The 23,131-nt window shown below is 40.2% G+C and carries 22 protein-coding genes and 1 tRNA gene; 12 read left to right on the forward strand and 11 right to left on the reverse strand.

Annotated features, from left to right (window positions below; translation table 11 throughout):
* The first annotated feature begins 127 nt into the window (after positions 1-127).
* Positions 128-2,434: a tetratricopeptide repeat protein gene (locus DVR12_RS25655; protein ID WP_116978669.1), complete on the forward strand. Its 2,307-nt coding sequence runs from the start codon at positions 128-130 to the stop codon at positions 2,432-2,434.
* 25 nt (positions 2,435-2,459) lie between these two features.
* On the opposite strand, the gene DVR12_RS25660 is transcribed toward DVR12_RS25655, so the two are convergent.
* The gene (locus tag DVR12_RS25660; protein WP_116978670.1) at positions 2,460-2,873 is read right to left on the reverse strand and encodes a VOC family protein; all 414 of its coding nucleotides are present in this window, start codon (positions 2,871-2,873) and stop codon (positions 2,460-2,462) included.
* Between the two features lie 55 nt (positions 2,874-2,928).
* The gene (locus tag DVR12_RS25665; RefSeq protein ID WP_116978671.1) at positions 2,929-4,149 is read right to left on the reverse strand and encodes an ROK family transcriptional regulator; all 1,221 of its coding nucleotides are present in this window, start codon (positions 4,147-4,149) and stop codon (positions 2,929-2,931) included.
* A 167-nt stretch (positions 4,150-4,316) separates the two neighbouring features.
* On the opposite strand from DVR12_RS25665, the gene DVR12_RS25670 reads away from it, so the two are divergent.
* A tRNA-Leu gene (locus tag DVR12_RS25670) sits at positions 4,317-4,398 on the forward strand.
* A gap of 69 nt (positions 4,399-4,467) precedes the next feature.
* Here the strand turns inward: DVR12_RS25670 and DVR12_RS25675 are convergent.
* The 3 genes from DVR12_RS25675 to DVR12_RS27675 all read right to left on the reverse strand — a co-directional run bounded on the left by DVR12_RS25675 (position 4,468) and on the right by DVR12_RS27675 (position 6,383).
* Positions 4,468-5,325 carry a hypothetical protein gene (locus DVR12_RS25675; protein WP_116978672.1) on the reverse strand — a complete coding sequence of 286 codons (858 nt, stop codon included), beginning with the start codon at positions 5,323-5,325 and terminating at the stop codon, positions 4,468-4,470.
* A gap of 180 nt (positions 5,326-5,505) precedes the next feature.
* Positions 5,506-5,928, reverse strand: a complete 423-nt coding sequence (locus DVR12_RS25680; protein ID WP_116978673.1) for a DUF4279 domain-containing protein — start codon at positions 5,926-5,928, stop codon at positions 5,506-5,508.
* Positions 5,929-6,221: 293 nt separating this feature from the next.
* Positions 6,222-6,383, reverse strand: coding sequence for a hypothetical protein (locus DVR12_RS27675; protein WP_158563375.1), 162 nt, complete (start codon positions 6,381-6,383; stop codon positions 6,222-6,224).
* A gap of 61 nt (positions 6,384-6,444) precedes the next feature.
* Between DVR12_RS27675 and tig the strand changes: the two genes are divergently transcribed.
* The 4 genes from tig (at position 6,445) to DVR12_RS25700 (ending at position 10,217) form a co-directional block, all read left to right on the forward strand.
* Positions 6,445-7,824, forward strand: coding sequence for a trigger factor (tig, locus tag DVR12_RS25685; RefSeq protein WP_116978674.1), 1,380 nt, complete (start codon positions 6,445-6,447; stop codon positions 7,822-7,824).
* The gene (clpP, locus tag DVR12_RS25690) at positions 7,814-8,515 is read left to right on the forward strand and encodes an ATP-dependent Clp endopeptidase proteolytic subunit ClpP (protein WP_116978675.1); all 702 of its coding nucleotides are present in this window, start codon (positions 7,814-7,816) and stop codon (positions 8,513-8,515) included. The genes tig and clpP overlap by 11 nt, the downstream gene beginning before the upstream one ends.
* A 154-nt stretch (positions 8,516-8,669) precedes the next feature.
* Positions 8,670-9,914 (forward strand): ATP-dependent Clp protease ATP-binding subunit ClpX, encoded by a 1,245-nt coding sequence (clpX, locus tag DVR12_RS25695; protein WP_116978676.1) that lies wholly within the window; start codon positions 8,670-8,672, stop codon positions 9,912-9,914.
* Between the two features lie 114 nt (positions 9,915-10,028).
* Positions 10,029-10,217 (forward strand): HU family DNA-binding protein, encoded by a 189-nt coding sequence (locus tag DVR12_RS25700; protein ID WP_116978677.1) that lies wholly within the window; start codon positions 10,029-10,031, stop codon positions 10,215-10,217.
* Between the two features lie 203 nt (positions 10,218-10,420).
* Here DVR12_RS25700 and DVR12_RS25705 read toward each other — a convergent pair whose 3' ends face one another.
* The 6 genes from DVR12_RS25705 to porX all read right to left on the reverse strand — a co-directional run bounded on the left by DVR12_RS25705 (position 10,421) and on the right by porX (position 16,257).
* A complete protein-coding gene (locus tag DVR12_RS25705) occupies positions 10,421-11,296 on the reverse strand; it encodes a c-type cytochrome (protein WP_116978678.1) in 876 nt (291 codons plus the stop codon).
* Positions 11,297-11,670: 374 nt separating this feature from the next.
* Positions 11,671-12,810, reverse strand: coding sequence for an acyl-CoA dehydrogenase family protein (locus tag DVR12_RS25710; protein ID WP_116978679.1), 1,140 nt, complete (start codon positions 12,808-12,810; stop codon positions 11,671-11,673).
* A 12-nt stretch (positions 12,811-12,822) separates the two neighbouring features.
* A complete protein-coding gene (locus tag DVR12_RS25715) occupies positions 12,823-13,518 on the reverse strand; it encodes a ComEA family DNA-binding protein (RefSeq protein ID WP_116978680.1) in 696 nt (231 codons plus the stop codon).
* A 64-nt stretch (positions 13,519-13,582) separates the two neighbouring features.
* Entirely contained in the window at positions 13,583-14,344 is a 762-nt protein-coding gene (locus DVR12_RS25720) for an MBL fold metallo-hydrolase (RefSeq protein ID WP_116978681.1), read from the reverse strand.
* A 21-nt stretch (positions 14,345-14,365) separates the two neighbouring features.
* A complete protein-coding gene (locus DVR12_RS25725; protein WP_116978682.1) occupies positions 14,366-14,680 on the reverse strand; it encodes a hypothetical protein in 315 nt (104 codons plus the stop codon).
* Positions 14,681-14,703: 23 nt separating this feature from the next.
* Complete coding sequence (porX, locus tag DVR12_RS25730) at positions 14,704-16,257, reverse strand: T9SS response regulator signal transducer PorX (protein WP_116978683.1); 1,554 nt, start codon at positions 16,255-16,257, stop codon at positions 14,704-14,706.
* Positions 16,258-16,593: 336 nt separating this feature from the next.
* Between porX and DVR12_RS25735 the strand changes: the two genes are divergently transcribed.
* From DVR12_RS25735 to DVR12_RS25760, 6 genes are read left to right on the forward strand one after another with little or no spacing between them, the layout of a single operon-like run.
* On the forward strand, positions 16,594-17,838 hold the full coding sequence (locus DVR12_RS25735; RefSeq protein WP_116978684.1) for an HD domain-containing protein: 1,245 nt from the start codon (positions 16,594-16,596) through the stop codon (positions 17,836-17,838).
* A gap of 45 nt (positions 17,839-17,883) precedes the next feature.
* Positions 17,884-18,933: a UDP-3-O-(3-hydroxymyristoyl)glucosamine N-acyltransferase gene (lpxD, locus tag DVR12_RS25740; RefSeq protein ID WP_116978685.1), complete on the forward strand. Its 1,050-nt coding sequence runs from the start codon at positions 17,884-17,886 to the stop codon at positions 18,931-18,933.
* Between the two features lie 40 nt (positions 18,934-18,973).
* Entirely contained in the window at positions 18,974-20,398 is a 1,425-nt protein-coding gene (locus tag DVR12_RS25745) for a bifunctional UDP-3-O-[3-hydroxymyristoyl] N-acetylglucosamine deacetylase/3-hydroxyacyl-ACP dehydratase (RefSeq protein ID WP_116978686.1), read from the forward strand.
* The gene (lpxA, locus tag DVR12_RS25750; RefSeq protein WP_116978687.1) at positions 20,395-21,195 is read left to right on the forward strand and encodes an acyl-ACP--UDP-N-acetylglucosamine O-acyltransferase; all 801 of its coding nucleotides are present in this window, start codon (positions 20,395-20,397) and stop codon (positions 21,193-21,195) included. The genes DVR12_RS25745 and lpxA overlap by 4 nt, the downstream gene beginning before the upstream one ends.
* A complete protein-coding gene (locus DVR12_RS25755) occupies positions 21,179-21,796 on the forward strand; it encodes an ABC transporter ATP-binding protein (RefSeq protein ID WP_116978688.1) in 618 nt (205 codons plus the stop codon). Before lpxA ends, DVR12_RS25755 begins: the two co-directional genes overlap by 17 nt.
* Before the next feature lie 52 nt (positions 21,797-21,848).
* Entirely contained in the window at positions 21,849-23,123 is a 1,275-nt protein-coding gene (locus DVR12_RS25760) for an MFS transporter (protein ID WP_116978730.1), read from the forward strand.
* The last annotated feature ends 8 nt before the right edge of the window (positions 23,124-23,131 follow it).

Here is a 23,131-nt window from a genome sequence, read left to right on the forward strand (position 1 = left end):
GCAAAGGATTTGAACGTTTTCTGGCTGATAATAAATGGTCTCTAAATATAAATATTCAAACCCAGTATTTAGAATTATTTTAGCAACCTTGAGGCATTATTAATAAATTAGAGGATGGAATAATTGTATGGAACTCGAAGAATTGGAAAATCTGTACAACGAGCAGGCATATACGGAGGTTATTACGCAGTTAGACACCTGGTTGCAGGAAAATCCCGAAAATAGCACCGGATGGCAACTATTAGGGTTATCTCTCCTGGAAGAAGCTAAAAACACAAGCAATACCGACTTAGCCATTGCAGTGTATTTATCTGCCTATGAAGCCTTTAGTAAAGTATTAGACCTGGACCCCGATCATCTACAAGCCCGGCTAAACCGTGCATGGATTGGTGCGCACGAAATTATCGAAAAAGACACTGAAACCCTGAGCGATTGTTCCATAATTATTGCATCTGATAATAAAGAAGCTGCATCCCTGGCACTTCTGTACCGCTTTCATCTTTCCCTTATGAAAGATGAAAAAGAAGCCGCACTGGACGACCTGATAGCCTATCTTGAAATTATCAATAATCTGTATACCGACAATCTTCCACAGCTCAATTCTGCCAGATACGAGTGTTTTATACGCGTTGGAGACCTATATCTTCAAAACAATAATAAAACACTGGCTCTTGAATATTATAAACAGGCTTTCGAAAATAATCCATTCACCAAAAGGATTATTTCAATAATGAAAGTTGCCTTTCTGCTTAAAGACTACAAATTCACCGAGCAACTGCTGCCTTACCTGTTCTATAATACAGAGAATAGTGAAAGTGAAATTGCTGTTCTGTTAAATGAAATAAAACAACTCATAGAAGCAGGAACAGCAGATATATCATTGTGTCTTGCTTATTGTAAAGCATCTATTGAGTATAGAAGTTATTTTTTTGGAGATGATTATGAAGATAGTACTCTACAGCAAATCTCTACCGGCAAGAAACTTTTAACACAATATCAGGAAAATGCTGCCTTCTTTAGCTATTACATAGGCACTGCCCTCTTTAATATTGGTAGTTATGAAGAAGCCTGCAACTGGTTTAATAAAGCATTGCATGGCAACCCAACTCCAGCCTGCATTATCAGGTGGTATTATGCAACCTATAAAACAACCGGAGAATTTCCTGAGTCGTGGCCCAACAACGATGAAGCATCAGCCTTTGAATGGTACCTTGCGGGGATGGATTTCAGTGAAATCAGCAATAAAGAATTCCATCCTGGAATGTTGAAAATGCGGCGGTTCCTGTATAAAAAATCTTTCGATTGTTACTATAACTACTGGAATAAGAATATTGGTAAAGCTGATGCCTCAAATTTGTTACACTATGCAATGTGTTGTAATAATTACGGGATCACTTTAAATGAATCAAAAGTTTATGTAGAAGCAGTGCTGGTGCACACCATAGGATACAATATTTCTCCGTTCTGGGAACAATTGGAATCCAGGGCCGATGCCTATCATAATATCGGTAAACTTGAAGCCGCAATTACAGATCGTAAAAAAATCCTGGAAGAGTATAAAGAAGTACTGCCTTTAATGTACTATGTTTCTATCCATGAACGCCTGATTGAGGACCTCTGTGCACTGGAAGAACATAATACCGCTCTCTTATTATATGAAAAGATTTTAGCCGATTATAATTCTCAGATAATTCCTCAACTGGATACCTTACCGGCTTATGAGCGGGATAAAATTGTTTTAAATATCGATAGAATAAAGACCGGGCGCGCATTTATTCGTACTAACCGAAGTAATGATCTGAATGAAAGAATTCAGGCACTGGAAACCCATCTTACCGAGAAACCAGATGATAGCGATGCCTACTTTAATCTTATGTATCTCTACTTCGACAATCACCAATACGAACATTGCATTGGTGCCATAAATAATCGTATTTCTATTGGTGGCATAGCACAATTGCCAGTCATCTCACAGATGAAGATCTTTTATTTCCGGGGTAAAGCATCACTACGCCTGAGCCGTTACCAGTCGTGTATAACAGACATGCAACATACCCTGGAGATAATGCAGCAGGGCGATATATCGGACAATGCTCCGAATTATAAGATCAGTATTTTCTCTTATCTCGCAGAAGCCAATCTGGGAATTAAGGATTATAATGGTTGTCTTTCCTATTGTATTCAAAGTCTGAATATCTATGCAGCTAATAACTGGACCTGGGATCAGGAGGTTTCTACCATTCGTTACCTGATGGCTTTAGCCTTTGAAGGGAAGGGAGATGCAGCAACCTGCAGAAAGATGATTGATCTGATAATTACGTATGACCCTGGATTTAAACCAGCAATTGAGAAGCGAAAACAATGGGGTATTTCGGAGAAATTAATTTCCGGATTCAGACATCTGTTTGCTAAACTTAAAGCCTTAAAACAATAAGATCACTGAATCCGGAAATTGGAAACTACATTGGCTTGTTATAGCTTACCATCCAGTTGATACCAAACTTGTCGGCAAACTGACCATAACGATGTGCCCAGAATGTTTCCTGTAAAGGCATTTTAACCTGCCCGCCAGCTGATAGCTGTTGATAAATTCTCTCTGCATCTTCAACTGAAGTAACACCGATTGCCAGCTGAACAGAATCTCCGTTTACAGGTGGCTGACCAGGCATTCCATCAGATGCCATTAATGCAAAACCAGGAGCTTGCAAAAAAGCATGCATGACTAGGTCTTTGGCTTCAGGAGGTGTCTGATCTTTCATGGGCGAATCTGCCATGGTCATTACCTTCAGATCGCCGCCAAATACTTTTTGATAAAAGTTCATGGCTTCACGACAATTGTTGCCAAAAACCAGATACGCTGTTAGGTTTGCCATAAAGATTGTTTTTGGGTAAGAAATTGGAATTCAGGTCTGATAAAGTTACTTAAAATCAACTTATCAACACCTTATTTCTAACCAATAAACAAGCTCCGATAATTCCGGCTTTCTCCCCCAGTCTCGACATTTTCAGGGCCGAATCGTTACTTACCAAACTCAACGAATATTTATTCATAGCACTTCTTATTGGCAGGCGAATATGTTCTCTGGCTTCTGATAAGGCACCACCCAGAATTACTAATTCGGGATTAAAAATATTCATGAGCAATGCCACACCTCTACCTAAATTTTCTCCTACTTTTCCTAACATTTCAATAGCAAGCATATCATCATTGTTGGCAGCTTCAATAATATCATGCATGTGTATATCGTCGGGCGATTTGTGGTTACGTGTAAGCATTGAGGAGGAACCTGCAGCTAATTTCTGGCGGAACATACTAACCAGTGCCCATCCACTGGCTTCTGTTTCGAGGCAACCTTTTTTTCCACAATGACAGATGATTTCATTATCGAACATGGGAATATGTCCTACTTCGCCACTGTAGCCGGATTTACCGTAATAGAGTTCTCCGTTAATTACAACACCCATACCTATACCATAATCCAGATTTAGAAATAGTACATTCTTTTCTCCATTCACGATATCGGAACTGAATTCGCCATACGCCATGGCCCTTGAATCGTTTTCAAGGAATACCTGGATGCCTACTTTATCTGCGATGACTTTACTTAGCGGTTCATCATCGAAATGAAAAAGGCTATAGTTATACCCGGTAGCATAGTTGATTCGGCCCTGGATATTGATTCCGATTCCTAATATTTTTTCTTTGGGTACGGTCAATCCATCTATAAACTGGTTGATCAGCAGGCATAGTTCTTCCAGAGACTCTTTGGTATTATCTAATTTATAGGGTAGTCCTTCTACGGTTGTTATCAGATTTTTGTGCAAATCAGAAAGGCCCAGGTTCAGGTGATCCTGTTTTACATCAACCCCGATAAAGAAAGCCGAATCTGGCACGAGTCCATAAAGATTAGGTTTTCTACCACCGGTAGATTCAATTTTCCCGTAATCCATAACCAATCCATCGGTAATCAGGTCATTTACCAGATTAGTAACTTTAGGGGTACTAAGGTTAAGTTCTTTACACAAGTCGGCAATGGTAGCATTTCCACTATTGGCAAAAAAGGCCAGTGCAGCCTTTTTCAGGTTGATATTCTTGTAGGCTACTCCGGTAGCAGTACTATTTAATTCTTCAAAAAAGGTTTTAGCCATGGCAAGAGTCTGACTTTTGGTATAAAATCACTGTTAATTTAAGCAGGTTCCCGGAGATTTCTAAATCTTCTTACACAAAAATCTAATAATTGATTTTGTTAATTCAGAAAAAACTATACCTTTGCAGTCCTTTAAATCCTGATCTAAGGGATAAAGTTCATAAAAATGCGGGTGTGGTGAAATTGGTAGACACGCTAGACTTAGGATCTAGTGCTTCGCGGCATGGGGGTTCGAGTCCCTCCACCCGCACTCAAAATTAAAAAGGCTGTTTCGAAAGGAACAGCCTTTTTTGTTTGCATTGATCCAAATGAATCTTAACTATGGCCAATTTGACATTAACAATTCAAAGCTGCTATTCTCATCCAATGGTCGATTCAATTTGATTAACATAAAATACTCTTCCCCATTCTTATCTTTCAAAGTTTCCCATTTTCCTTTCTTAAAAGATAAAGCTGTTATTTTATAACATTGACCCGCTTCTGTACACTCAAAATTTTTATATTTCTTTTTCCACGTTGCTAGCTTTTGATAATCCTTATCATCGAAAGTGCTTTGAATAGACAAAAAATCAAGGAACTCATCATGGTTTATATCTGAATACCTAAGCCCTCCAATATCATCAGTGTTAACAAAGTAATGAAAACTAGTATCTGACCCATAAAATCCAATTACCGGATAAAAATTCACCCTACAGGCACCTCCTATACAATTACCAGGATAAGGCGCACATTTCATCATTATAAAAGAGGACTTATTGTATGTGATTAAATTGTTAGGGTAATACTTAAACTGCTGCCAACACATAACAGTATCCTTATCAAAGCATTTATTTCCTATGCCTAAGAAACTATAGCAAGTTCCGGGATCATCAAAATCATGCCCTTTTTTTGGAAAATAGTATTGCTTGACAATTCCCATACTTTTCACAAGTTTAAGACCTTGCTTAGAATAAAGAGTATCAATCCGCGCATTTTTACGCGTAATAATATTCTTCTTTTTAAGGGATAAGTTCCCTGTAAAGCATATACTGTCCAAAAAATGCTTAATCGATTTATACTTTCCTGCCCTATACTTAGTTTGGGTTGCTTCCTTTATTCCAATTCTTACAGGTTTATCAGAATAGTACATCTTGAAATTCCCCAGAAACAATAAACAAAATGCTATTATAAATTTCATTTTTATTTCTTTTTAAATGTATTGGGGAAAGTCATTTTTTTCATAAAAATTCATAGTCGCCGTTCTTTTTTTCATTTGCAAAAACTTCCTGAGTAGCGAGGTAAGTATGTTCGCCCACAAAGGGGTAACCTTCATTATAACTATTTCCTTCTAACATGCTCATTAAGAAAAACAAGCATCTTAAGATGGATCGTTGGGCATACAATAAAGATCTACATCAAACTCAATGTTTAACTCTTTAACCAGGTTGTTATACCTTGTATCCAGGTGCAACCACGGGGTACTTTCTTCGTTCCCAAAATATGTAAATACAGCACAGGAGATCTCTGAATAATACTTTTCGCATAAGGGTTTCAAAACATCCTTTTTCTCTTCAAAAAATTTTAATAAGATATTCATTTGTTCTTCAAAGGAAGTAGTTGTATCAGAAGTGGCTTCCAGTAACCAGCCATTTTCCTTTGCCGGCATTGGAATTTTAGGATTTCTTGGCTCTCCTCTAATTAGAACAAAGGAGGGGGTAACACCTAAGATCCTGCTGATTTCATCATGGGTAATATCATTAAATCTCCAGATACCAAACCTTAATACTATTTCATTTTTCATTATAACTCATATTAGATCAAAAAGGTAGATAAATGCTATGTGTAGGGGAAAACTCATCTCAAGAACAGATGTCGAATTTCTGGCACAGGTTTTCTGTTATTAATATTACTAAAAAATCCCATTCCTTAGATTATAATGGAATGGCAACCGTTGAATTTTAAGAGTAAATAAGGGAATTATGCCGTCTAAATTAATTATCTTCGCGCAGCCTAAAAGTGTGCAGTTTAAGTATCGTACTGATTTTCAGTAACTTACACTGCAAAACGGTTTTAATAGTATAAGATTTTAATGTCTTATTCATTAAAGATGGTTATGTGATACGTCAATATGGCAAGTGTGGTATAGATAGGCGATTCAGAATCATTTACCTCACCAATGCCGTATGCAGATTGATTTTCATCATAATTTTTCCGGGAAACGCGCCCTGCCAATCCTACCCGCCGTTGTGACTTCATGGCAGAAAAATAAACAAGGAATCATTATTGCTTCTTAAAGAACACTTTATATAATTCAATTATGGCAACCGTAACGAGAGAAAACATTGGTTTATTGAACGATAAGATCACTGTGAAATTGAGCCAGGAAGATTATCTTCCTAATTTTGACAAAGCAGTAAAACAATTCAGCAAACAAGCTAATATCCCAGGCTTCCGTAAAGGAATGGTGCCTGCTGGCATGGTTAAGAAGATGCATGGTCAGGCTATCTTCGGCGATGAGATCCTGAAAACAGTTGAAAAAGAGTTGATGGGATACGTGCAAAATGAAAAGCTGGAAATCTTCGGTCAACCGTTATCACTCGATAAAGAGGCTAAGAACCTAGACTTCAATGCTCCGGCTGAATATGCCTTTGAATTTGAAGTTGGTTTGAAACCAGCTTTTGATGTTACTCCACTCGACAACAACAAGACCACTCTTACCCGTTATAAAGTAGCGGTTTCTGACGAAATGGTTGAAGATGAAGTAAACCGTTTACAATTAAAAGGTGGAAAAACTACCGAACCTGAAACAATTACTTCTGAAGATAACGTTATAAACGTTAAATTCGAGGAAGCAGATGCAAAAGGCAATGTTATCGAAGGCGGTATCGTAAAAGAGAATGCATTACTCGTTAAATATTTCACTCCATCTATTCAGGAGCAATTAATGGGTAAAAAAATCGATGATACTATCGTTTTCCAATTAGCAACTTCTTTCGACGAGCAACGTCTGGGCTGGATCCTGAAAGACCTGGGCTTTGCAACTGACGATAAAGAAGCAGCTCAAAAATATTTCAAACTGACTATCACTAAAGTTGGTCTGATTGAAAAAAGAGAATTAAACGAAGAGTTCTTCAAAGAAGTTTATCCGGGAGAAGAAATCACCACTGAAGAAGCTTTCCGTGCTAAACTGAAAGAAGAAATCGGTAAATACTGGGATTCTGAAAGCCGCAACCATCTCCACAACGATCTGTTCGAAGTGCTGGTTCACGAAACTCCTATCGATTTACCAAAGGATTTCCTCAAACGTTGGCTGCAAGTTGGCGGTGAAAAACCTAAAACTGCCGAAGAAGCAGAAAAAGAATATCCAAGCTTCGACCACCAATTACGTTGGACACTGATCAGCGATAAACTGGTTAAAGAAAATAAACTGGACGTTTCTTTCGATGAACTGAAAGACAATGCCAAACAAAAAGTATTAGGCTACTACGGTGCTGCTGCATCTGACGGAGCAGAGTGGTTAGACAGCTACCTGGATCGCCTTTTACAAGACGAAAAGTTTGTAGACCAGACTTATCGCGAAATGATCACAACCAAATTATTTGACTGGGCTGAAGCTAAGGTGAAAGTAACAGAAGAGGAAATCAAAGCAGAAGATTTTGTTAATTTACCTCATAAACATCACCATCATGAACATTAATAACGAATTCAGAAAATATGCCATCCATCATCGTGGAATCAGCAGCCTGGTTGTAGATAGCTATGCTAAAAGTCACCAGCTCAATAGCCTGACCCCGTATATCCTGGAAGAACGTCAGATGAATATGACTCAGATGGACGTTTTCTCCCGGTTGATGGCTGATCGTATTATTTTCCTCGGCGACCCGATTAACGACTATGTTGCAAACGTAATCACGGCTCAACTGTTGTTCCTCGAATCTGCCGATCGTAACCGCGATATTCAGATGTATATCAATAGCCCTGGTGGTAGCGTATATGCCGGTTTAGGTATCTACGACACCATGCAGATCATTTCTCCGGAAGTTGCTACTATCTGCACCGGTATGGCTGCCTCTTTTGGCGCTGTATTGCTGGTAGCTGGTAACAAAGGAAAACGTACAGCTCTGAAACACGCTCGCGTAATGATCCACCAACCTCATGGTGGCGCTGAAGGTCAGACTTCCGATATCGAAATCACCGCTCGTGAATTCGTGAAACTGAAGAAAGAACTCAACGAAATCATTGCAACCCACTGCGGACAACCAGTGAAAAAAGTAGAGAAAGATTCAGATCGTGACTACTGGATGACCGCCGACGAAGCAAAAGAATATGGTATCATTGATGACGTTCTTCAGAAAAATCCTAAGAAAAATCTGGAAACTCCTCAATAAGCCTAAAGCTTAATCGAATAATAGCTTGTAGCGAAGAAGGTAGCGACATATTACAAAAAAAACGCTGCTTCCTTCGCTACACTGTTTTAACCGATTTACCGTAAATTTGTAACCCTGACAATGATAGTTTCGTAGAAAATTAATCTATTCAGTAATGAAAGAATCAAAAATTCGTTGTTCCTTTTGCAGCCGCTCTAAAGAAGAAGTGCAGATATTGATCGCTGGCGCTGAAGGACATATCTGTGAAAACTGTGTGGCTAACGCTCAGGAAATAATAGATCAGGAGTTATTTACCCCAGGTCGTAAAACCACTTCTCCGGCTGCCCAGCACTTTACTACCAAAGTAGCTAAACCAGTCGATATCAAGAAGTTCCTGGACGAATATGTTATCGGTCAAGATGACGCCAAAAAAATACTGGCTGTTGCTGTTTACAACCACTATAAAAGATTAAACCAAAAAATCGAAGATGATGAAGTGGAAATCGAAAAATCCAACATCGTCATGGTGGGTGAAACCGGTACCGGTAAAACCTTGCTGGCTAAATCAATCGCCAAACAATTAAACGTTCCCTTTACCATCGTTGATGCTACTGTTTTCACAGAAGCAGGTTACGTAGGTGAAGACGTTGAAAGCATATTAAGCCGCCTCCTGCAAGTTTGCAACTACGACGTTGAAGCTGCAGAACGCGGTATCGTATATATCGACGAAATCGATAAAATCGCCCGTAAAAGCGATAACCCTTCCATCACCCGTGATGTAAGCGGCGAAGGCGTGCAACAAGGATTACTCAAACTCCTGGAAGGAACTGAAGTACTGGTACCTCCTCAGGGCGGCCGTAAGCACCCCGAACAAAAACTGATTAAACTCAACACTCAGAATATTCTGTTCATCTGCGGTGGCGCTTTCGATGGTATCGAAAGAATCATCAGCAGAAGAGTTCAAACCCATTCTATCGGCTTTACCGTTAACAAGGAAAAAGAAGAAGAAAACAGAAAACAAATCCTCAGATACATCAACTCTCAGGATCTGAAATCTTTCGGTCTTATCCCTGAATTACTGGGCCGCTTACCGGTTGTCACCTATCTGAACTCTTTAGATCGTGACACCCTGAAATCTATTTTAACAGCACCAAAAAATGCGCTTATCAAGCAATATAAAAAGCTGTTTAAAGTAGAAAATATCGACCTGCAGGTTGAAGAAGCTGCCATCGACTATATCGTTGATAAAGCTATGGAATACAAACTCGGAGCCCGTGGCTTACGCTCTATCTGTGAAGTTGTGCTGAGCGATGCAATGTATGAACTTCCATCTTCCACTGAAGAAGTGTTCCATCTGACCAGAGAATATGCCGAAGCTAAACTGGAAAAATCAACCTTGGTTCAATTGAAGGTAGCTTAGTACTATATACCAGATAAGATTCTAACAAAAGGATTTACTGAAACATCTTTAATCTCAGTAAATCCTTTTGCATTAAAATACAACCAATCTTCGAACCATAAAAAACACAATTTTATGCAAGAACTAATTCAGCAATTGCAGGAAAAAGCCGGCCTCACACCCGAACAAGCTGCTCAGGCTATTGATGTTATCAAAGAATATGTAAAAGGTAAACTGCCTCCATTTATCGCCGGTACCGTTGATAACTGGTTTGCTGGTATGGCTAAAGAAAGCAATGCAGCAACCGATGATTTTCTGGGGTAGCTCGCAAGCGAGCTTTTTCTCGCAATGGCACAAAGATTAATATTAAGAAGTATAAGGATCGAAGCGAATGTTTTTAAGGACTTCCGTTAGGTTTCAATTATAATAGAAACCAGTCAGTAGTTCTTAATAACATTCGCTTCGATCCTTATACTTCTTAATATTAATCTTTGTGCCATTGCGAGAAAAGCCTGCGAGCCTGCGAGCTACAAACTCTTCAGATACAGATACAGCGCTTCTAATTCTACATCAGTATATTTCGCTGTCATTTGCCAAGGCATATCCTCATTTTTCAATGCTTTTCCTTCAGGTGTATTGCCGGTACGTAAAGCAGTAATAAATTCATCCTTGCTCCATTTACCAATATGGCCGGATGACGTAATATTAGCCACAGTAGCACCTCCTGGAACAGGATTTTCACCACCGGTTAATGTAGTCTTATGACATCCCGTGCAGGAAGCCGATAAATACTTGCCATAACTAACAGAAGCTGTTTTTTCCACAACAGCAGGTTGCTGATGCTGATGATCTATTATATCTGCAGGGAATAACGGAAGTTTACCCAATACAGCCAGGATTTTCCCCATAGGTTTAATGACGATCTCTGGACTTGGACGATCTACATAGGGTTGTGATTTGCAAAAGGCTATAATAGCTGAAATATCCTCATCATCCATCCTGTAATAGTCTTCAGACGGCATTAATAACAAAGACTTGTTTTCAACATTTAAACCATGGCGCAATGCGCTTAACCAGGCTTTATCATCAAAACTTTCAGGCAAACCATTCTTACCATAGGTAAGATTGGACCCTCCAATTGTTCCGATTGCCGGATCATTTACAAATACTTTTCCGCCTAAATCGGCAGCGTGGCATTCGCCACAACCTTTAATTTCATAAAGATGCTTACCATTGGCAATGGTTGCAGAATCAGTACCTACTTGGATAGGTCGTACATTTACTGCATAAGTGTTGTTTACCTTTTGATTAAACTTATAAGCAAGTACAGAATAGGTGATTGCACCTATAACCAGCAGGCTGGCCAGTACAATACCAGCCCATTTTAAAATCTTGGAGAACATAACAGTTAATAATATTTTGATTGGTAAAGGTAATAGGCCGATGTAAGAAAAAAACCAGTAGTACTACTTAAAAATCATAACGTGGAAGTACAGAAACTTCCTATAGTTTTATACATTCTCCCAAACATTCAGGTATAGAAAAGCACCCTTAAAGGGTGCTTTTCAATGGGTAGAAATGTTTCAAATCTTTCTGTGATTTTGTGTTAAGGTTGATAAACGGTAAAGAGTGACGAATTAACCCAAATTTAACGTTCCTTTTGCAATATTCAATAACACTAAAGGGTTAATGTTATTTTTTTTTGAAAAATTGATGAACGGTAATAATACTAATATTCACAAATTATAAAAAAAATTGGTCTTCAATCTTATCAAAATCAACGTAAAACCTCTCTCGCAATTACCACTTTCTGGATCTCGGAAGTACCCTCTCCAATAGTACATAATTTTGCATCTCGATAAAATTTTTCGACAGGAAAGTCCTTTGTATAACCATATCCACCGAAAATCTGAACAGCATCATTAGCAACCCTTACAGCTACTTCAGACGCGAAATACTTAGCCATGGCGGCTTGCGCTGTCATTTTAACCTTTCGGTTTTTCATATCTGCTGCCTGTAAGGTGAGTAATTCCGCGGCCTCTATTTCGGTAGCCATATCGGCCAGTTTAAAGGATATTCCCTGAAAATTAGCAATAGGCTGATCGAACTGATGGCGCTCTTTTGCATATTTTAATGCTGCATCCCTTGCTCCCTTAGCAATTCCCAATGATAATGCAGCTATAGATATTCTTCCTCCATCCAATACTTTCATCGCCTGAATAAAGCCCTCACCAACTTTCCCCAACAAATTAGCTTCAGGTATTCTGCAATTATCAAAAATCATTTCAGCGGTTTCGGAAGCACGCATTCCCAGCTTATTCTCTTTCTTTCCGCCGCTAAACCCTGGGGTACCCCTCTCTACAATAAATGCGCTCATACCATGGCTATCTCTGATATCTCCGGTGCGGGCTATCACTACCGCCACTTCTCCGCTTTTACCATGTGTAATCCAGTTTTTAGTACCATTAATCACCCATTCATTACCCTCCTTATGAGCAACACATTTCATATTCATGGCATCCGAACCCGTATTAGGCTCAGTAAGCCCCCATGCTCCTATCCATTCAGCAGTAGCCAATTTGGGCAAATAACGCTGTTTTTGTTCTTCATTGCCAAATTGCAGGATATGCCCGGTGCATAAGGAATTATGTGCGGCTACGCTTAACCCGATAGCTCCGCATATTCTGGCCACCTCACTTATTACGGTTACATATTCCAGGTATCCTAATCCACTTCCCCCGTATTCCTGAGGCACCAGCACTCCCATCAGGCCCAGCTGCCCCATTTGCCTAAGCACTGCAGCGGGGAACTCCTGCTTCTCATCCCATTCAATCACGTATGGCTGTATGTTTGTTTTTCCGAAATCCCGGATCATTTGTGCAATCTGTTGTTGCATTTCCGTAGGCTCAAAATTCATAAATACGTGGGTTTAATGTTTGACCGTTATGTAATGTTCAATTTTACGATAAATAATATCATCCACCAACGGTAGCTGCCGAAGGTCGGATACCTGGCTGAAACCCGCATGCATGCTACGATATTGCACTATTAAATGGGCCAGTTTATAGCGGATGTATGGATGGGATGCCAAAGATTTTTCATCTGTGAGGTTGAGGTCTAGAATTTTTAGAGAACTATCACCAATCTTTAAAAAAGGTTGAATTTTTTGAAATGTACTATCGGGTAATCCATAACATTCTGCCACCTGCTGCACCTCATAGAACCCTCCAAGGGCTTCCCGGAACTTTACAATCCGCCTCGAAAACCCGGGGCCAATGCCGGGCAGCAACTGCCATTGAAGGCTATCTGCCGTATTTATATCGATTATAGGAGGTTTTTTCTTTACATAATGACTTAAAGTGTCTTTATATCTGGTGAAAGATTTCTGAACGGGATACTTTGGTAGCCTAACTGTTTTGGGAACAGTTATTATACTGTCGTAGATGAGTTGACGATGAAAATCGTCTACCGCTGCCTGTAAATCCTTATCGGTATCTGGTAGGTATGGTGGGTTAATCCAATCCGGCAAATAATGAGTAAAAATAATCAGGATACTGAGCAGAATAATGCCAGCGCGCTCTTTGCGGGAAAACTGAAAGAATTCACGTATAAATTGCTTCAACATAGGCTAACAAACTGCTACGAAGCTACAAACATTGCTTCGGCCTTTCGTTAACCAAATGCAAAGCCTAGATTTCCAGTGTTAGTCCATCATATGCCAGTGCCATGCCAGGGGGGAGCTCTTTCGTCACTTCTTCATGCAGGCCTAACTGGTGGCTGATATGTGTAAAATACACTTCCGGTACTTCCAGTTCCTTACCTAGGGCAATGGCTTCATCTAAAGTAAAATGAGAGATATGCTTTTCTCTTCTAAGTGCATTCAGAACCAGAATTTTGGAGCCTTTTATCTTCTCTTTCTCTTCTTCAGCAATGAAGTTAGCATCTGTGATATAGGTAAAGTCATGGAATCTGAAGCCAATTACAGGCATTTGATGATGCATGACGTGTATTGGCGTCACTGTAAGTCCATTAACCTCAAATGGGGTATCAGAAATGGTTTGCAGGTTAATTTCCGGGATACCCGGATATTTAAATTCGGAAAATGCGTAGGCAAATTCACGTTTGATGACGGTTTGTGTAAATTCGGAGGCATAGATATTAATAGCGCTTTGTTGAAAATAGTTAAACGCTCTGATATCATCCATTCCGGCAATATGATCTTTATGAGAATGGGTTACGAGTACGGCTTCGAGATGACCGACTTTTTCACGTAGCATCTGGTACCTGAAATCAGGGGTAGTATCTACCACAATATTTCCGGCGGGTGAAGAAACCATAATGCTGCTTCTAAGCCTTTTATCTTTTTTATCGGTAGAAGTACAAACATTACAACCGCAGGCTATTACCGGAACGCCTTGTGAAGTGCCTGTACCTAAGAATGTAACTTTCATTCCTTTTGCTTTTTCTTTTTCCTATTCAGCTGATTGTTCTTCAGAAGGCTCTGAAGGTGTTTCGGTAATAGGTTTATCTGCCTGGATCTGTTTATACAGCTTATGTGATTCGGCTGTTAACATTTCCTCATCCAGAGGCAGGGTGCTTAAAATATCAATAAGGGTGTTAATACGCCCTTCCATATTGAGGAATTTATTGATCACTACCACTTTTTTGTGTTCCAATATGCAGTAACCAGAGTTAAAGCTTCCCTTTTCAAAGCGCAGTACATACTTTGAATCTTCAAAAATCTTTTCCAGCTTGGTCAGGTTATTGGGTGTGATTTTAATGTTCATGCGGCAAAAATAGCAAAAAGCAATTACCTGGTTATCATTCTTGCAAATGGTACTATCATCTCCTCAAGCGAGATCCCACCATGTTGGAAGGTATTTCTGTAGTAGTTTACAAAATAATTATAGTTGTTCGGATAACAGAGATAACCGTCACCTTTTGCAAAAATATAGGACGAATTTACGTTAGGTTTAGGTAAGCCTGCATCTCTCGGATCTCTGAATGCCAATACTTCTTTAGGGTCATAGTTCAGGTTCCGGCCATGTTTATAGCGAAGATTTGTAGTTGTTTGCTTATCACCTATCACTTTTACAGGGGTTTTAACCCTTACACTGCCATGATCTGTTGCAATAATGAGATTGATCTTTTTATCGCTGATCCGCTTTAATGCCTGATTCAATGGGCTATGTTCGAACCAGCTGGCAGTAATGGAGCGATAAGAGGCTTCATCGCCGGCCAGTTCTTTCAGTACTTCCATTTCGGTACGGGCATGGCTCAGCATATCCACAAAGTTGTACACGATTATGCTTAATGGATAGTCCATCATATTGTGGATATTATTAAGCATTGTTTGAGCATCGGCGTGATTGGTAACCTTAGTGTACGAAAAACGGCTATCCATTTTCAGCCTTTTAAGCTGTTCTGCAAAGAAATGTTCTTCATAGAGGTTTTTCCCTCCTTCTTCATCGTCATTTTTCCATTCCTGTGGAAACTTATGCTCAATATCAATTGGTAGTAATCCGGCGAAAATCGCATTTCTGCTATATTGGGTGCTGGTAGGTAAAATACTGTAGAAGCTATCTTCCTCCACTAAACGAAACGATTCCTGAAAAATTGGCATAATCGCCTTCCATTGGTCGAATCGCAGGTTATCTATAAGGAGAAATACATTTGGAACGTTAGGGTCCAGATTTGGTACTACCTTATCCTGAAACAGGGTATGTGACATTACCGGAGCATCAATAGCTTTAGGGTGAAGCCAATCGCTGTAATTGCGGGCAATAAATTTTGAAAATTCGTTATTGGCTTCTGTTTTCTGGGCATTCAGTACTTCCAGCATTTCAGGGCTATTGGTTTTAGTCATTTCCATTTCCCAGTAGACCAGTTTTTTGTAAATATCGGCCCATTCGGAATGGTCGGGGTTAGAACTCAATGCCATGAATAGGCTGCGGAACTCCTGCTGGTATGCGCTGGTAGTTTTTTCGGCCACCAGACGTTTGTTGTCTATTATTTTTTTGAGAGATAGTAAAACCTGATTGGGATTTACCGGTTTAATGAGATAATCGGTGATTTGTGAGCCGATGGCATCATCCATCACGTTTTCAGCCTCATTTTTAGTGATCATCACGATGGGGATCTGCTGATCGATTTCTTTTATTTTTCCAAGGGTTTCCAATCCGGTAATTCCAGGCATAGATTCATCGAGCAATACAACATCTACTACCTGTTCTTTCAGGAATTCGAGTGCATCGTACCCATTTGTGAGGGCAGAAACTTTATATCCTTTGCTTTCTAAAAAAATGATCTGTGACTTAAGGGATTCAATTTCGTCATCAACCCATAGTATATTTATCTGATTCATAGAAAGATTTAAGGTTCTCGTAAAAAGGGAAATTACCCCATTTTTTTGTCAAAAATCGTTCCTCGACTATCATTTCCATGTAATTATATGTTAAAAAGAACATATCCAGCCAAAAAAGGATTATTTAAATCGTACGAGGGGTGAGAAAGTTAATTAACTTCGCAGAATATCTACCTGCAACCTACCAATTGTTTTCGCTGTTATAGGGGTTTCGTGGACGACGAGCGTCATTATAAGTAAAAAATTTACATATAATTAATTCTAGGTGTAGTTTTGCACAAAGGCACTGAAGATTCCCGATGCGGATCCCCGTCAGGATTCTTATAATTAAATGCAATGACCGAACGCAAGCGAAAAATTGTTAATGATCCGGTGTATGGCTTTATCACCATAGATCACCCGTTGATTCTTAACCTCATTTCACATCCATATTACCAGCGGCTTCGCCGTATCCACCAAATGGCCCTGGCCTATCTGGTGTATCCTGGTGCTATGCATACGCGTTTTCATCATAGCATGGGAGCTTATCATCTCATGAGCATGGCCTTACAGGAATTACGCAGCAAGGGTACAGAAATCACTACTGAAGAAGAGGTGGCCGCAAAATTGGCCATTTTATTGCATGACATAGGTCATGGACCCTATTCCCATGCTTTAGAGAATGGAATAATTGAGGGAGTGTCTCATGAAGAGATCAGTCAGTGGCTGATGGAAGACCTGAATAGACAGATGGATGGAGCCTTGAGTCTAACAATCGAAATTTTCAACAACAGATACCATAAAAAATTTCTGCATCAACTGGTTTCCAGCCAGTTAGATGTCGATAGAATGGATTACCTGAACCGGGATAGTTTTTTCACAGGAGTTGCAGAAGGAACTATCGGATACGATAGAATTATCAAGATGCTCATTGTTCACAATGGGGAGTTGATGGTAGAGGAGAAAGGGATTTATTCTATTGAGAAATTCATAATTGCACGCAGACTGATGTATTGGCAGGTATATCTCCATAAAACAGTATTGAGTGCAGAAAACATGCTCGTGAAGGTGTTATTAAGGGCTAAGGCTTTAGCGCAGGAAGGCAAGGAACTGTTTTGCTCTCCGGCTTTGTCGTATTTCCTGTATAATAATATCACCCGGGATAATTTTGAGAGGTCGGAAGAATGTTTACAACGTTTTTGTTTGCTAGATGATTATGATATAACTGGTGCAATCAAAGTTTGGGCGAATCATGAGGATAAAGTTTTATCACTTTTAAGTAACTGGTTGATAAACAGGAATTTATTTAAGGTAGTATTGAGCAATCAGGCATTTGAAGAGCAGAAGATTGAGCAACTAAAAGAACAGGTTAAAGAGAAATGGGGCATAGAAGATGCAGATCTGGATTACTTTGTTTTTTCCGGGGCTGCCACTTTAAGAGCCTATAATGTAAACGACGAAAAGATTAATATTCTATTTAAAGATGGGAGTGTAAAAGACATTTCATCCATCGACAATGCACTGATTAGCCATACGCTGGCGATACCGGTAAAAAAATTCTACATTTGTCATCCAAAAATTCAGGCTAACAACGTTTTATAAGAAACTATCCGGTGTCAGGTCTGAAAAACATTACAAATTTAAACTATGCAGTTTAGCGCATTACAATTAGCTACCATGCTGAATGGGAAGCTGGAGGGAAATCCGGACGTTAAGGTGAGCAACATCGCCAAAATTGAAGAAGCGAATGAGGGCATGCTCAGCTTTATAGCTAATCCTAAATATGAAGAATTCATATATTCTACCAATGCTTCCATTCTGATCGTGAATGAAAGCCTGGTAATCGAGCGTCCTGTTAAACCCACTCTTATCAGAGTTAAAGATGCCTATAGCAGCTTTGCCTCACTATTGGAGCAATATCGATATCTAACAAGTAATAAATCTGGCATACAGCAACCTTCGTTTATCCCTGCTTCCGTGAAAATGGGAGCCAACGTATATGTAGGAGCTTTTGCTTACCTGGGTGAAAATGTGGTATTGGGAGATAACGTGAAAATTTATCCGGGCGTTTACCTGGGCGACAATGTAGTAGTAAACAACGACTCTATCCTCTACCCCGGGGTAAAGGTGTATGACAACTGTGTGGTTGGCAAACGAGTAATGCTGCATGCAGGATGCGTAATCGGAGGCGATGGATTCGGTTTTGCCCCTCAGGCAGATGGATCCTACAAGAAAGTGCCCCAAATAGGCAATGTAGTCATCAACGATGACGTAGAAATAGGTGCCAACACCACTATCGACCGTGCCACTATGGGTAGTACCGTTATCCGCCAGGGCGTAAAATTAGACAACCTGATTCAGGTAGCTCATAACGTGGATATAGGTATTAATACCGTTATAGCTGCACAAACCGGCGTTTCCGGTAGTACTAAAATCGGCCAGAATTGTGTAATAGGTGGACAAGTAGGTATGGTTGGTCACATCCATATCGCTGATGGAACCAAAATCAACGCACAAAGCGGATTATCTAAATCTATTACCACCCCAAATTCTTCACTGACAGGCTCTCCGGCCTACGATTACAAAAGTTCGCTGAAAAGTCAGGCAATTTTTAGAAATTTGCCGGACCTTGAAAAGAGAGTGAAAGAATTGGAGGAGATGGTAAAACAACTGCTTCAGGAGAAAGCAGGAGTTTAATTAATTACCGTTCAAATAGTTACATATTAGTTAGGTTATTATGGAAAATCAACAGTTGCAATACCAACATACCTTGAAAGGTGAAATTGCTTTGTCAGGTATTGGCTTGCATACAGGCGCCCATGTGAATATGACGCTCAAACCGGCGCCTCCCGGACATGGCATCAAGTTTCAGCGCATAGATCTGCCTGGTCAGCCTATTGTTAAAGCGGATGTAGACTACGTAGTGGAAACTACCCGCAGCACCACTTTGGAGCATAACGGTGCCAGAGTAAGTACCGTAGAACATATTATGGCTGCTTTGGCAGGTACCGGCGTCGATAACGTTTTAGTAGAACTGGATGCAGGCGAAATTCCAATTATGGATGGTAGCGCCTATGAATTCATTACCGCTATCGAAAAAACTGGCCTGCAAAACCAGGATGCGAAGAAAGTTTATTATACCATCGATACCAATATCAGTTTCTACGACGAAAAGAAAAAAGTAGAGATGGTGGCTATGCCAGCAGTTGATTATCGTATTACCTGCCTTATAGACTTCAATTCCCCTGTTCTGGGCACTCAGCATGCCAAAATGAAAGGCATTGAAGAATTCACCACTGAAATCGCTCCTTGCCGTACTTTCTGCTTCCTTCACGAACTGGAATATCAATTATCGCTCAACCTCATTAAAGGTGGAGATATCAACAATGCAATTGTGGTAGTTGACAAACCTGTTTCTGAAGAAGAACTGGCTCGTTTGGCTAAAGTATTCAATCGTGAAACCATTTCTGTTCAGAAGGAAGGTATCCTGAATAATATTGAATTACGTTTCCCTAACGAACCAGCCAGACATAAACTGCTGGATGTAGTTGGAGACCTCGCATTAATTGGTTACCCAATTCATGCCCATATTATTGCCAATCGCCCTGGCCACTCTACCAACGTAGAATTTGCCCGCCAGATTAAGGCTTATATCAAGAAAAATAAACACAATAAAGACCTACCGGTTTACGATCCTAATCAGCCACCAATCTTTGATACCCCACGTATCGAAAGAACTTTGCCACATCGTTACCCGATGTTGCTGGTTGATAAAATCATAGAACTGGAAGAAGAAAAAGTAGTGGGTATCAAGAATGTTACCTTCAACGAAGGTTTCTTCCAAGGTCACTTCCCGGGTAACCCGGTAATGCCAGGCGTACTTCAACTGGAGGCTTTGGCACAGGTAGGTGGAATCCTGGCTCTGAACAGAGTACCAGATCCTGAAAACTATGATACTTATTTCCTGAAAATTGATAACTGCAAATTCAAGCAGAAAGTAGTTCCAGGAGATACCATGATCCTAAAAATGGAATTACTCAGTCCTATCAGAAGAGGGCTCGTAGAAATGCGGGGCACTGTATTCATTGGCAATAAAGTTGCCACGGAAGCCGATATGATAGCACAAATTATAAAAACCAGAGAAGGCAAACCTAAGCAATGATCCACCCGCTAACATATATACATCCGGACGCCAAAGTAGCGCCCAATGTTAAGATTGACCCGTTTACCGTCATACATAAAAATGTAGAAATCGGAGAGGGTACCTGGATTGGCTCTAATGTTACCATCATGGATGGTGCACGCATCGGCAAAAACTGTCGCATATTTCCTGGCGCTGTAATTTCAGCAATCCCTCAGGATTTGAAATATGCGGGGGAAGAAACGACTGTAGAAATTGGAAACAATACTACCATCCGCGAATATGTAACCATTAACCGCGGAACCAAAGATAAATGGAGAACTGTAGTGGGCGACAACTGCCTGATCATGGCATATAGTCACATCGCCCATGACTGCGAAGTAGGCAACTACTGCGTGTTTTCAAACAACACTACATTAGCCGGACATATTACCGTTGGCGATCATGTTGTACTCGCCGGTATGGTGGCTGTTCAACAGTTCTGCAAAATCGGTGATCATGCTTTTGTAACCGGTGGTTCTCTTGTACGTAAAGATGTTCCTCCTTACGTTAAAGCAGCCCGTGAGCCGCTGTCCTATGTAGGTGTAAACTCAGTTGGACTGAAAAGAAGAGGATTCTCCCTGGAAAAAATCAATCATATTCTCGATATCTACCGTGTCATCTTTGTAAAAGGTTACAAACTGTCTAAAGCTATCAGCATGATAGAAGCAGAATTCCCGGCTACCGACGAACGCGATGAAATATTATCATTCATCCGCGATTCAGGTAGAGGTATTATGAGAGGTTATACTTCCCGTACGAATGATGATATCTCTTGATCAGGTAGGAAAACGATATAATTACGACTGGATATTCCGTCGGGTAACGCTCTCTTTCGAACAAGGAGGGCGTTATGCCATCCTGGGCCCTAATGGCTCCGGGAAATCAACTCTATTACAGGTAATTGCTGGTGCCATCCAACATAGTGAGGGCACCATTACCTATTCGACCCCCCAGGAAACAATCGCACACGACGAGTTCTTTAACAACTGTACTTTTGCCACTCCATATCTCGAATTGGTCGAAGAATTCACACTCACTGAAGCCATCCATTTTCATCAGCAATTTAAAAGCTTCCTACCCGGTATTGAACCTGGTAAAGCAATGGAACTGGTAGGATTGGAAAAAGCTGCAAAAAAGCAAATCCGCTACTTCTCTTCCGGTATGAAGCAAAGAATAAAACTTGCTCTGGCCATTCTTTCAGATGTGCCGGTCCTGATGCTCGATGAACCCTGCACGAACCTCGATGCAGCAGGAGTTGCAGTTTATCAGCAACTAATCACAGAATACGGAGGCAATCGCCTTATCATTGTCAGCTCCAACGACGAACAGGAGTACTTTATGTGTAAAGACTATATTCACATATCACACTATAAATAGCTTTCATCATTTAAAAGGTAATACTATCTTCGCCCATGCTAAAATGCATGATATGAAGACTGCCAGTAAGAAAGTTATTAATGGCTGGGCAATGTACGATTGGGCCAACTCCGTGTACAACCTTGTTATCACTACTACCTTTTTCCCTATCTATTTTCTAGCGGTGACAGACGAACATCTCACGTTCCTGGGAATGAAGTTTCTAAATTCTGCTTTGTATAGTTACGCTACTGCTGTAGCTTTCCTGATTGTAGCATTTACCTCTCCTATCCTGTCTTCCATTGCAGATACAAGAGGAAATAAAAAGAACTTCCTTAAGTTTTTCACGCTCATAGGCTCCCTGTCCTGCTGTACTCTGTTTTTCTTTGATCACAACAGCCTGGCTTTGGGTGTATTTGCTTTTATTCTGGCAACTATCGGCTATTGTGGTGGCCTGGTTTTCTACAACTCCTACCTCCCGGAAATTGCCGCGCCTGAAGACCGCGACACTGTAAGTGCCAAAGGTTTCAGCATGGGTTATATCGGAAGTGTAATCCTCCAACTATTAGGATTTGCTCTAGTACTGATGGCAGAACCACTAGGCTGGGACGGCGGATTACCCGTAAGAATAACATTCTTATTAGTAGGTATATGGTGGTTAGGATTTGCTCAGATTACCTTCAAAAGATTACCAGATAGCATTGCTTCTAAGGATGCTCACAAAGGCAAAGCTATCACCGATGGATTTAAAGAACTACGCAAAGTTTTTGCACAGGTAAAACAAATGCCAGTATTAAAACGTTTCCTGCGGGGATTCTTCTTCTATAGTATGGGAGTGCAAACGGTAATGTTGGCTGCAGCTATATTTGGCGATAAAGTATTAAAACTCCCTTCCTCCAACCTTATTTTTACCATAGTAATCATTCAGCTGGTGGCTATCCCTGGAGCATGGCTGATAGCCAAACTCTCAGGAATCTTTGGAAATTTACGTGTACTGATTGCCGTTATTTTGTTCTGGATCCTGATCTGTATTGCAGGTTATCTGATGACAACAGCCATACATTTCTATTGCCTGGCTACCGCTGTTGGTTTGGTAATGGGAGGAATTCAATCCCTCAGTCGATCTACCTACGCTAAGCTGATGCCGGAAACTACCGATACAGCCTCTTTCTTTAGTTATTATGATGTAACTGAAAAGATTTCAATTGTAATTGGTATGTTCACATTTGCCTATATTGAAGACGTAACCGGAAATATTCGTTTCTCAGTTTTAGCTCTGGTTATTTTCTTTTTGATTGGCCTTATTTGGACCTACTCTGCTTTGAAAAAACAAAAACAAGGGGTTTAAGTATATTT

This window comes from Chitinophaga silvatica (assembly GCF_003419895.1).
GTDB classification, from domain to species: Bacteria; Bacteroidota; Bacteroidia; order Chitinophagales; family Chitinophagaceae; genus Chitinophaga; species Chitinophaga silvatica.

Coding starts and splice junctions, on each gene's coding strand:
- tig (WP_116978674.1), top strand. CDS start 6,445: ATGGCAACCGTAACGAGAGAAAACATTGGTTTATTGAACGATAAGATC.
- DVR12_RS25755 (WP_116978688.1), top strand. CDS start 21,179: ATGATGATATCTCTTGATCAGGTAGGAAAACGATATAATTACGACTGG.
- clpX (WP_116978676.1), top strand. CDS start 8,670: ATGAAAGAATCAAAAATTCGTTGTTCCTTTTGCAGCCGCTCTAAAGAA.
- DVR12_RS25710 (WP_116978679.1), bottom strand. CDS start 12,810: ATGAATTTTGAGCCTACGGAAATGCAACAACAGATTGCACAAATGATC.
- DVR12_RS25745 (WP_116978686.1), top strand. CDS start 18,974: ATGGAAAATCAACAGTTGCAATACCAACATACCTTGAAAGGTGAAATT.
- DVR12_RS25700 (WP_116978677.1), top strand. CDS start 10,029: ATGCAAGAACTAATTCAGCAATTGCAGGAAAAAGCCGGCCTCACACCC.
- lpxD (WP_116978685.1), top strand. CDS start 17,884: ATGCAGTTTAGCGCATTACAATTAGCTACCATGCTGAATGGGAAGCTG.
- DVR12_RS25705 (WP_116978678.1), bottom strand. CDS start 11,296: ATGTTCTCCAAGATTTTAAAATGGGCTGGTATTGTACTGGCCAGCCTG.
- DVR12_RS25655 (WP_116978669.1), top strand. CDS start 128: ATGGAACTCGAAGAATTGGAAAATCTGTACAACGAGCAGGCATATACG.
- DVR12_RS25760 (WP_116978730.1), top strand. CDS start 21,849: ATGAAGACTGCCAGTAAGAAAGTTATTAATGGCTGGGCAATGTACGAT.
- DVR12_RS25720 (WP_116978681.1), bottom strand. CDS start 14,344: ATGAAAGTTACATTCTTAGGTACAGGCACTTCACAAGGCGTTCCGGTA.
- porX (WP_116978683.1), bottom strand. CDS start 16,257: ATGAATCAGATAAATATACTATGGGTTGATGACGAAATTGAATCCCTT.
- DVR12_RS25735 (WP_116978684.1), top strand. CDS start 16,594: ATGACCGAACGCAAGCGAAAAATTGTTAATGATCCGGTGTATGGCTTT.
- DVR12_RS25715 (WP_116978680.1), bottom strand. CDS start 13,518: ATGTTGAAGCAATTTATACGTGAATTCTTTCAGTTTTCCCGCAAAGAG.
- DVR12_RS25680 (WP_116978673.1), bottom strand. CDS start 5,928: ATGAAAAATGAAATAGTATTAAGGTTTGGTATCTGGAGATTTAATGAT.
- DVR12_RS25665 (WP_116978671.1), bottom strand. CDS start 4,149: ATGGCTAAAACCTTTTTTGAAGAATTAAATAGTACTGCTACCGGAGTA.
- DVR12_RS25725 (WP_116978682.1), bottom strand. CDS start 14,680: ATGAACATTAAAATCACACCCAATAACCTGACCAAGCTGGAAAAGATT.
- DVR12_RS25660 (WP_116978670.1), bottom strand. CDS start 2,873: ATGGCAAACCTAACAGCGTATCTGGTTTTTGGCAACAATTGTCGTGAA.
- DVR12_RS27675 (WP_158563375.1), bottom strand. CDS start 6,383: ATGAAGTCACAACGGCGGGTAGGATTGGCAGGGCGCGTTTCCCGGAAA.
- DVR12_RS25675 (WP_116978672.1), bottom strand. CDS start 5,325: ATGAAATTTATAATAGCATTTTGTTTATTGTTTCTGGGGAATTTCAAG.
- lpxA (WP_116978687.1), top strand. CDS start 20,395: ATGATCCACCCGCTAACATATATACATCCGGACGCCAAAGTAGCGCCC.
- clpP (WP_116978675.1), top strand. CDS start 7,814: ATGAACATTAATAACGAATTCAGAAAATATGCCATCCATCATCGTGGA.